The sequence below is a fragment of the Oleiphilus sp. HI0086 genome, from assembly GCF_001635225.1.
On record NZ_LWFZ01000683.1, the window covers coordinates 1 to 8,828 of the forward strand.

Here is an 8,828-nt window from a genome sequence, read left to right on the forward strand (position 1 = left end):
ATCAGCTGGCATATTCCTTCCAAATTCTTTCGCAGGTTTTAGTATTATTATATTTAGTGTACTATATTTAGATCTCAAAATACTTTTTGCATTAAATCGCTCATATTAGTGAAAATATAAGGCTTTAAGGCGCATAAAATTGTAACAGCTAGTAAAAAGTAGCATAAATACAGGCAAGTTATACATAGATGTCTAAAAATAAATGTTTAGACATCTAAAATAATAAATTATGAATCAAACCACACTTAGAAGACCGCTAGATACTGATGGCCGATCAGTATTTGCGCTCATAGACCGATGCCCACCTCTGGACACTAACTCAGCGTACTGCAACTTGCTGCAGTGCAGTCATTTCGCTAGCACCTCAGTGATAGCGATAGACGATGACAAGACACTTGGCTTTATATCCGGCTATGTCATTCCCGACCGGCAAGACACTTTATTTATTTGGCAGGTCGCCGTTGATGAGCGTGCTCGCGGTCAAGGTCTTGCTAAGCGAATGCTCAAAGATATTGTGACGCGGCAAGAATGCGCTCAGGTCACTCACTTGGAAACGACCATTACAGCTGACAATAAAGCCTCATGGACTTTATTTGAAAGCTTCGCAAAGGATTTTTCTGCTCCCTTAGCCAAATCTGAAATGTTTAGCAAAGATACGCATTTTGCTGGCTTGCATGACACGGAATTTCTGGTCCGAATCGGTCCATTTAGTTCCTAACCTCGCACACTAAATAAGACTCGCACCAAACATCCTATGGAGGATGCTAATGAAAATATTTGATGAAATTGAATCTGAAGTTCAGAGCTATGCTCGTTCTTTCCCTCGTGTTTTTAATCGCGCTAAGATGGAACACCTCTACGATGAGGAGGAAAATGAGTATCTAGACTTTCTGGCGGGTGCGGGAACAATTAACTACGGGCATAACAATCCGCTATTTAAGCCTCTCTTAATGGACTACATTGAGAATGATGGTATTACGCATGGCCTGGATATGCATACCAAGGCGAAAGGTGAATTTCTAGAGGCTTTTAATGAGAAGATTCTAAAGCCTCGGGATCTCGATTATGTTATGCAGTTTACTGGTCCGACTGGTACCAACGCAGTTGAAGCGGCTTTAAAGCTAGCGCGTAATATTAAAGGCCGTCAGAACATTATTTCTTTCACCAATGGTTTTCATGGCGTTAGCCTTGGCTCTCTGGCTGCGACGGGTAACTCTCATCATCGTGGCGCGGCGGGTGTCAGCTTAGGCGGCGTAAGCCGCGTGCCTTATGACGGCTACTTAGGTGACGAGATTGATACCACAGCTTATCTTGATAAAGTGCTTTCAGATTCCAGCAGTGGCATCGACAAGCCCGCTGCAGTGATTGTTGAAACTGTGCAAGGTGAAGGCGGTATCAATGCGGCTAGTTTTGAATGGTTGCGTAACTTAGAAAAAGTCTGCCGAAAGCATGATGTACTGCTTATCATCGATGATATACAGGCGGGTTGCGGTCGTACTGGCACCTTCTTTAGCTTTGAAGAAGCAGGCATTAAGCCCGATATGGTGACCTTATCGAAATCACTTGGCGGATACGGCTTACCTTTTGCTGTTGTTTGATTTAAGCCAGAGCTGGACCAATGGAAACCAGGAGAGCATAACGGTACGTTTAGAGGCAACAATTTTGCATTTGTAACCGCGAAAGCCGCCATTGATCATTACTGGTCTGACGACAAGTTCTCTAATGAGATTAAGCAAAAAGGCGAATATATTAAATCGCGCCTGGAAAAGATTGTCGACTTGTATGGCGACGGAAATTTCACGACCTGTGGACGCGGCATGTTTCAAGGGATTAACTGTGTAAACGGTGAGATCGCTGGCAACATTACACGCAATGCTTTTCAGCAGGGGCTTATCATTGAGACAAGCGGTGCTGATGATCAGGTGGTTAAATTTTTATGTCCTCTCGTAATCAGTCAAGACTCTCTCAAAAAGGGTATTGATATTGTTGAGCAAGCGATCAAAGAGGTTTGTGCTAAAGAAGACCAAATCCCTGAAGATAGCGACTATTTTGATGATGCGAAGATGGCAGGCTAATCGTCAGTATTTAATGGCTTAGTCATCATGCTATTTTAGGCGTCACGTTATTTAACTGGATAAAGAGAAACAAGGTAAAAAAATGATCGTAAGAAAACTGAGTGAAGCGGAAAATTCATCAAGACGCATTGTCTCTCCTGATGGCAATTGGGAAAGTACGCGTATGCTATTAAAAGATGACCAGATGGGGTTTTCGTTTCACATCACGACTATCTATGAAGGCGCAGATTTTCAGATGCACTATCAAAATCATTTGGAGTCGGTTTACTGCATGTCAGGTGAGGGTGAGATAGAGAATTTGGAAGATGGAAAAGTGCACCCGATCTCTGCAGGCACGATCTATGTTCTGGATAAGCATGACAAGCATATCCTAAGAGCATTTAAAGAAATGAAGATGGCATGCGTCTTCAACCCTCCGCTTAATGGCAAGGAAGTACACAACAAGGAAGGTGCCTACGAATTAGAAGCGGATACTATTGAATAATATATATTGAGTACCTAGTTCTATCCCAATTGATAACAATAAATGAAAGGGCTTTGCTGATGAGCGTACCTAACCCTAACGATAAATATGGCATTCACAGTACTGACTACAGCGTTGGGCAGCACAATGTTCAACGCTGGGGTTTTGATATTCATAACCCGGTATTTGCTGTGAGTTCCGGGCTGATATTGTTATTTTTAGTAGCCACACTGCTAACTGATTCAGCGACCGCAAAAGCTGCATTAGATGGTCTTAAATGGGATATTATTGGTGCTTTCGATGGTTTGTTTATTTGGGCAGGCAATATTTTTGTGTTGTTCTGCCTGGCGCTTATTGTTTCTCCTTTCGGCAAGGTTCGCTTAGGAGGCAATGAGGCAAAAGCAGAGCATTCTACGCTAACATGGCTAGCGATGTTGTTTGCTGCAGGCATGGGCATCGGGCTGATGTTCTGGGGAGTAGCCGAACCTGTTTCCTATTATACCGGCTGGTACAAAACGCCTCTCAATGTGGCAGCAAACACGCCCGAAGCGGCGAGTATGGCCATGGGCGCGACGATGTATCACTGGGGAATTCACCCCTGGGCGATCTATGGCGTCGTTGCGCTTTCCTTAGCTTTTTTTACCTACAACAAAGGGCTTCCACTCTCTATTCGATCCGTTTTTTACCCGCTGCTAGGAGAGCGTACGTGGGGATGGCCTGGCCACATTATCGATATTCTTGCAGTACTTGCGACACTCTTTGGTCTAGCCACATCTTTAGGGCTAGGGGCGCAGCAAGCGGCGAGCGGTATTAATCACGTGTTTGGCACTGATGGCGGTATCGGCTTACAGATTTTAGTTATCGTGGGTGTGACTGCCTTAGCTATCATCTCGGTCGTTAGAGGCTTGGAAGGTGGTGTGAAGTTACTAAGTAACGTGAATATGGTGATCGCCTTTGTATTATTGATTTTTGTTGCAATGGTAGGCTTAGCTGTAGCGCTGGGGAATGTTCCCACTACGATTGGTGCGTACCTTGAGAATATAATACCGCTTAGTAATCCGCACAATCGAGATGACGAAGCCTGGTTTCAAGGTTGGACGGTGTTCTATTGGGCCTGGTGGATATCATGGTCGCCTTTTGTCGGAATGTTTATTGCGCGTATATCTAAAGGCAGAACTATCCGCGAATTCCTCTGTGCCGTGCTACTCGTGCCAACCGCAGTGACTGTAATATGGATGTCGGTCTATGGTGGTATTGCCATCGATCAAGTTGTGAACGGTGTCGGTGAGCTTGGAGCAAATGGTCTAACGGATGTCCCGCTTGCCATGTTTCAGATGTTCGATGAGCTGCCCATGAGTCAGCTTCTATCGATGATCGCTATTCTCCTTGTATTGGTATTCTTTATTACTTCTTCCGATTCAGGGTCTTTGGTCATTGATAGCATTACAGCAGGTGGCAAAATTGATGCGCCCGTACCCCAACGTATCTACTGGGCAACTATTGAAGGCGCAATCGCGGCTGCCTTGTTATGGATAGGAGGGACCGAAGCAATACAAGCGCTGCAAGCAGGTGCTATCTCTTCAGGGTTGCCATTTACCTTTGTGTTGCTTGCGATGTGCGTTAGTTTGTTGATGGGGCTCAGAACTGAGCCTAAGTATTACTCATAACACGATCACGTTTGCTTTGTTAAGGTTAGATTAAATACTTAATGAAGCAGACGTCCGCTTTTAGGGTAATAGTTTAGGCTAAGGATTGTTATCGTTTGTTTGTGCTTCTTCAGAGGGAGTCTGGGGTTTGTCTTTATTGTCGTCACTTAAATCTTGCAGAAGCTTGGCATAATCACTGGCAGTCTTACCGGTAATCACTTCAAGGCGACGAATTTTCTTGTCGAACTCATCTTTAACTTTTTTTAACTCGTTATGCAATTCAACAATGTCGTGTTCATTGTTATCGATATCGGACTTATACTTTTCGAGCTTTTTCAAGGTCGTCTCGAAAACCTTCAAGCCCTGTCGTTGGCGATTGGCTGCTTGTGCTTCTTCCTCAATAATGCCATTTTTACTGGCATCAATCTTAGTACGTTTTACCAGAATAAGCCCTTTGATATCTTGAACTCGGCGAGACAGGACTCGCACGGCATCATTTGGATGACTGTAAAGTTGTTTAAGTTCGCCGTCGATGAGGGCTTGTTTTTCAGCTTCAATTTTCTGTAGGCGCTCTTGTTCTAGGGCGGCGTCTCGGGCAGCAATTTGCTCGGCTGTTAGTTCTGGCGCGACAACTTGGATAACTCTGCCCTGTCTATTCAAAATATCGTAGCCTTTTTTGACATATTCAGGAGGAATAGTCTGATTGAGCACATAGGTTCCCTGATTGTCTTTATACCGGTATAGTTGCGCCGCAGATGCATGCGTAGCCACCAAAGAAAGACTGCATAGCAGTAGCAGGGCAACCACGGCTAGCCGCTTGCCAGTATGCTTGAAGATATAAGGTCGTCGTGAAGTATGAATCATTCTAATATCTAAATATTTTTCGGATATCCAAAGTATATCTGATTTTTTTATGCTTTTGTGTTGCAAGAAATTTAATTTATTGAGTGTTTGTTCAGCAATATGCAAAGAGTGGCATTTTCTCTGTTGAGCACTGATAAAAGAGTTTTTATATGGAATTTCTAATTGAACAAGTTGTGCTGTTTTGCGTATCGATTATTGCAAACGGCTTGAGTGCGATGGCTGGTGGAGGCGCTGGCTTGTTACAGTTTCCTGCTTTGCTCTTTCTTGGTTTGGGTTTTACTGTCGCCTTGGCTACGCATAAAGTCGCCAGCGTTGCTTTAGGCGTTGGGGCGACTTTACGCCATATTAGAGAGAAACAGTTGAGCTTGGCTTTTGCTAGTCATATTCTGCTTTTCGGGTTGCCAGGCGTGATACTCGGTGCCTTATTGATTCTCTCTGTTCCCGATGAACTAGCCAAGCAAGCTTTAGGGGTCTTAACGATAGCTTTGGGTTTGTACTCTGTATTTAAACCGGAGCTGGGGATGACGACGACGACCAAGGTATTTAAGCGTATTCATTGGCTGATTGGCGGCTTGGTACTGTTTTTAATCGGTGTTTTGAACGGCTCGATTACCTCAGGAACAGGCCTGTTCGTTACCTTGTGGCTGGTGCTTTGGTATGGCTTGGAGTACCAGCGAGCGGTTGCCTATACCTTGATTTTGGTGGGATTGTTTTGGAATGGTGTGGGGGCGCTTACGCTGGCCTTACAGACCGAGGTTAAGTGGTCGTGGGTACTTCCTTTGGTTTTGGGGGCTTTAGCTGGAGGCTACCTTGGAGCGCATCTATCGATCGCCAAAGGAAATAAAATTGTTAAGCGCTGTTTTGAAGTAGTGACCATTTTGGTTGGGGTGTCTTTGCTGGTGTAGAGACAGATACTCATCTGCCAGCAAACAAACTTGTCTAGGTCGCAGGCCGCTCCGTGACCTCTGTGGTGAGTGCTTATCTGGGTTTCGTTCTTTAAGAGATCAAACACTTGAACCACAGAGAACACCGAGCGCTTCGCTGCACAGAGAAGACATGGAGAAAAACATTTTTAGTTTTTATCTCTTCTCTGTGTAGGCCGAAGGCCTCTCTGTACCCTCTGTGGTTAATGGTTTTTTGGGTTTAGTTCTTTAAGAGATCAAACACTTGAACCACCGAGAACTTCGCTGCACAGAGGTTATGATCAATCAAGCAATCCCAAACTGTGATCTATATGCAGAAACGGCATCCGCGTACTGCGATAAACTTGCATCATCCTGAATGTAGTCTAATACTTGAGTTAAGTTGACGATACTGGCGACTGGGATATTAAAGTCTCTTTCGACCTCTTGAATGGCAGACAACTCGCCCTGACCCTTTTCCTGGCGGTCAAGTGCAATCAGAACACCTGCTGGCTCCGCACCTGCGGCCTCAATGATTTTGATCACTTCGCGAATTGCCGTACCTGCCGTAATCACATCGTCGATAATCATTATCTTGCCTTTAAGTGGTGCGCCAACGAGCGTGCCACCTTCACCGTGAGCTTTTGCTTCTTTACGGTTGAATGCAAAGGGCGTGTTAATGTTATGCAATGAAGAAAGACAGACTGCTGTAGCAGAGCCTAAAGGAATGCCTTTATAGGCAGGACCAAATAGAACATCGAAGGGAATATCCGAGTCAACCAGTGTTTGGGCATAAAATGACCCAAGCTTGGCAAGTGATAAACCATCGTCGAAAAGACCCGCATTAAAAAAATAAGGGCTAACACGGCCAGACTTAAGGGTGAATTCGCCGAACTTCAAAACGTTCTTTTGGATAGCAAATTCAATGAATTCGCGCTGGTGGGGCTTCATATTTGTATTTTCTTGCATTAATTGCGCCTAAATTGAAAGATATTACAGTGTTTTTCTTTTCAAAAAATGTGAATTAAGTATCATACCACGCAAATTAATTATGAGGCAGTTATGCGAGTAGTATCAATTAACGTAAATGGATTGAAGAGAGCTGCAGAAAATGGTTTTTTTGATTGGATGCGTGAGATCGATGCCGATGTGGTATGTGTCCAGGATCTGCAAGGCAAAGTTTATGATTTCGATGACGAAATCTTCCACCCCGAAGGTTATCAGGCTTATTTTATAGATGCTGAAAACCCTGAAGATGGCGGCGTGGGTATTTATACTCGCCACTTCCCCAAGGCAATTATGTATGGCTTTGCTTATGAGCCAGCAGATCGTGAAGGGCGCTTTATTCAGGCTGACTTTGAAAATGTTAGTGTTGCTTCAATGCTTGTACCCAATGCATTAGGCAAGCCTGAGAACCAGGAAGCAAAGGATAAATTCCAGGACGCGTTTCAAAGCCATCTGGAAAAAACTCTCCGTAAGCGTCGTCAGTTCATTTTTGCGGGCAGTTTCAATTCCGCGCATTTGGTGACAGATGCGAGCAAAAAATACCATGAGATGGACGTGAGTGGCTTTAAAGCGCATGAGCGAGACTGGTTCGATACGGTTTTCGATGACTTTGGTTATGTTGATGCATTTCGTCATATAAATGTTGAGAAAAATCAATATACCTGGTGGCCAGAGTGGGCGAAAGGTTGGCGAAAGAATGCTGGCTGGAGAACAGACTATCAAATCTCGACCCAGATGATGCGTAATGTTATCGAAGATGGTTTTATTGATATGGACACGCGCTTCTCGGATCACGCACCTGTCATTATTGACTATGATGTGATCATGTAGCTTAGACATATAATTTTGAGGCAATTAGATTTATGAGTGCCAGTGCGACCTACCTTTAAAGGTCAGCCTTTTGGACTGAGCCCTGACTATGTTCAAGTCATTGCAGGCATAGTTTATGCTGTGCCTAGCGTTGAAAAAGCCGTCATTTTTGGTTCCCGCGTTAAGGGGAATTTTCATAAAGGTTCTGATGTCGATATTGCTCTCTATGGTGACCTAGACTATTCAACAGTCAGTCATATTCAATATCAGTTGAACGAAGAAACCAAAATTCCTTTGTTCTTTGATGTTGTTGCTTATAGTTTGTTAGAAAATGACGCGCTTAAGGAGCATATTGATCGGGTGGGACAGCTAGTGCCTGGTCAAAATAGCTGAAATAGTAAAGGTGAGATAGACGTGAAAGCCAGAAAGAGAAGCTAGCGAATACCACTAGCTTCTCTCCTTGTTTTACAATTTAGCTATTATTCAGAAAGGTAGTAATCATAAATAATTTCTACCTCAGCACCTTCACTTGGAATCGCAGTGCCACTAAATAGTATTCGGTTACTTGTTGAGTTATATTCCCAGCCGTTTGAACTGTCTTTAGCGACGTCAACACCGTCGACAAGTACACGTATAGTGCTGCTAATAGGTTGGTGATTTAGTTCATAAATACTACTAGCTGCACCAGCGTTTGTTGCGATGGTGCTCATAATCGCTGGAAAAGCACTTAAGTCAGATATACTCGCGTGACTACCAAAGGTTGAGGTGCTCAGCTCGATATACTGACCAGGGTAATTTTGGTCAACAATGGAATAGAATCTGATTCCTCTATCAACGAATAAGTTATTGCTTACATCGAATGCAGTGGCGCTGTTTGACGTATATTGACTTGGCTCATCACTCAAGAGCACAACAGAAAGAGTTGCTCCAGGTCTAGGGTAACCAGCTGTTGTAACAGTACCGTCAGAAGCATCACCCTCTGCTGTCGAAAGCAAAGCATTTTCAGAGTAATAAATACCTGTCTCGATGCCACTTCCATAAGTTCCTGCGACAACATCGATCT

The 8,828-nt window shown here is 44.0% G+C and carries 9 protein-coding genes and 1 pseudogene; 7 read left to right on the top strand and 3 right to left on the bottom strand.

What is annotated here, in order from left to right; genetic code table 11:
- Window positions 1–229: 229 nt before the first annotated feature.
- From ectA to A3756_RS10425, 4 genes and pseudogenes are all read left to right on the top strand, one after another.
- Window positions 230–718: a diaminobutyrate acetyltransferase gene (gene ectA / locus A3756_RS10410; protein WP_068514445.1), complete on the top strand. Its 489-nt coding sequence runs from the start codon at window positions 230–232 to the stop codon at window positions 716–718.
- 49 nt (window positions 719–767) lie between these two features.
- Window positions 768–2,075: pseudogene (ectB, locus tag A3756_RS10415) on the top strand (diaminobutyrate--2-oxoglutarate transaminase).
- 82 nt (window positions 2,076–2,157) lie between these two features.
- The gene (locus A3756_RS10420; protein WP_068514443.1) at window positions 2,158–2,559 is read left to right on the top strand and encodes an ectoine synthase; all 402 of its coding nucleotides are present in this window, start codon (window positions 2,158–2,160) and stop codon (window positions 2,557–2,559) included.
- A 59-nt stretch (window positions 2,560–2,618) separates the two neighbouring features.
- Entirely contained in the window at window positions 2,619–4,205 is a 1,587-nt protein-coding gene (locus A3756_RS10425; RefSeq protein WP_068553458.1) for a BCCT family transporter, read from the top strand.
- Window positions 4,206–4,283: 78 nt separating this feature from the next.
- Here A3756_RS10425 and A3756_RS10430 read toward each other — a convergent pair whose 3' ends face one another.
- Window positions 4,284–5,048, bottom strand: coding sequence for a hypothetical protein (locus A3756_RS10430; RefSeq protein WP_068514438.1), 765 nt, complete (start codon window positions 5,046–5,048; stop codon window positions 4,284–4,286).
- A 149-nt stretch (window positions 5,049–5,197) separates the two neighbouring features.
- On the opposite strand from A3756_RS10430, the gene A3756_RS10435 reads away from it, so the two are divergent.
- A complete protein-coding gene (locus A3756_RS10435) occupies window positions 5,198–5,953 on the top strand; it encodes a sulfite exporter TauE/SafE family protein (protein WP_068514435.1) in 756 nt (251 codons plus the stop codon).
- A gap of 303 nt (window positions 5,954–6,256) precedes the next feature.
- Here A3756_RS10435 and pyrE read toward each other — a convergent pair whose 3' ends face one another.
- Window positions 6,257–6,901: an orotate phosphoribosyltransferase gene (gene pyrE, locus A3756_RS10440; RefSeq protein ID WP_068514477.1), complete on the bottom strand. Its 645-nt coding sequence runs from the start codon at window positions 6,899–6,901 to the stop codon at window positions 6,257–6,259.
- A 111-nt stretch (window positions 6,902–7,012) separates the two neighbouring features.
- Here pyrE and A3756_RS10445 point away from each other — a divergent pair, with 111 nt between their 5' ends.
- Both A3756_RS10445 and A3756_RS10450 read left to right on the top strand, forming a co-directional pair.
- Window positions 7,013–7,786, top strand: a complete 774-nt coding sequence (locus A3756_RS10445) for an exodeoxyribonuclease III (RefSeq protein WP_068553459.1) — start codon at window positions 7,013–7,015, stop codon at window positions 7,784–7,786.
- Between the two features lie 42 nt (window positions 7,787–7,828).
- Window positions 7,829–8,158 (top strand): nucleotidyltransferase family protein, encoded by a 330-nt coding sequence (locus A3756_RS10450; protein ID WP_197473140.1) that lies wholly within the window; start codon window positions 7,829–7,831, stop codon window positions 8,156–8,158.
- A gap of 86 nt (window positions 8,159–8,244) precedes the next feature.
- Here the strand turns inward: A3756_RS10450 and A3756_RS27650 are convergent.
- On the bottom strand, window positions 8,245–8,828 hold a 584-nt coding region (locus tag A3756_RS27650), incomplete at its 5' end, for a hypothetical protein (protein WP_197481266.1).

Excerpts from the sequence above, each read along its gene's own strand:
- A3756_RS10420 (WP_068514443.1), top strand. The coding sequence starts at position 2,158 with ATGATCGTAAGAAAACTGAGTGAAGCGGAAAATTCATCAAGACGCATT.
- A3756_RS10435 (WP_068514435.1), top strand. The coding sequence starts at position 5,198 with ATGGAATTTCTAATTGAACAAGTTGTGCTGTTTTGCGTATCGATTATT.
- ectA (WP_068514445.1), top strand. The coding sequence starts at position 230 with ATGAATCAAACCACACTTAGAAGACCGCTAGATACTGATGGCCGATCA.
- A3756_RS10430 (WP_068514438.1), bottom strand. The coding sequence starts at position 5,048 with ATGATTCATACTTCACGACGACCTTATATCTTCAAGCATACTGGCAAG.
- A3756_RS10425 (WP_068553458.1), top strand. The coding sequence starts at position 2,619 with ATGAGCGTACCTAACCCTAACGATAAATATGGCATTCACAGTACTGAC.
- A3756_RS10445 (WP_068553459.1), top strand. The coding sequence starts at position 7,013 with ATGCGAGTAGTATCAATTAACGTAAATGGATTGAAGAGAGCTGCAGAA.
- pyrE (WP_068514477.1), bottom strand. The coding sequence starts at position 6,901 with ATGAAGCCCCACCAGCGCGAATTCATTGAATTTGCTATCCAAAAGAAC.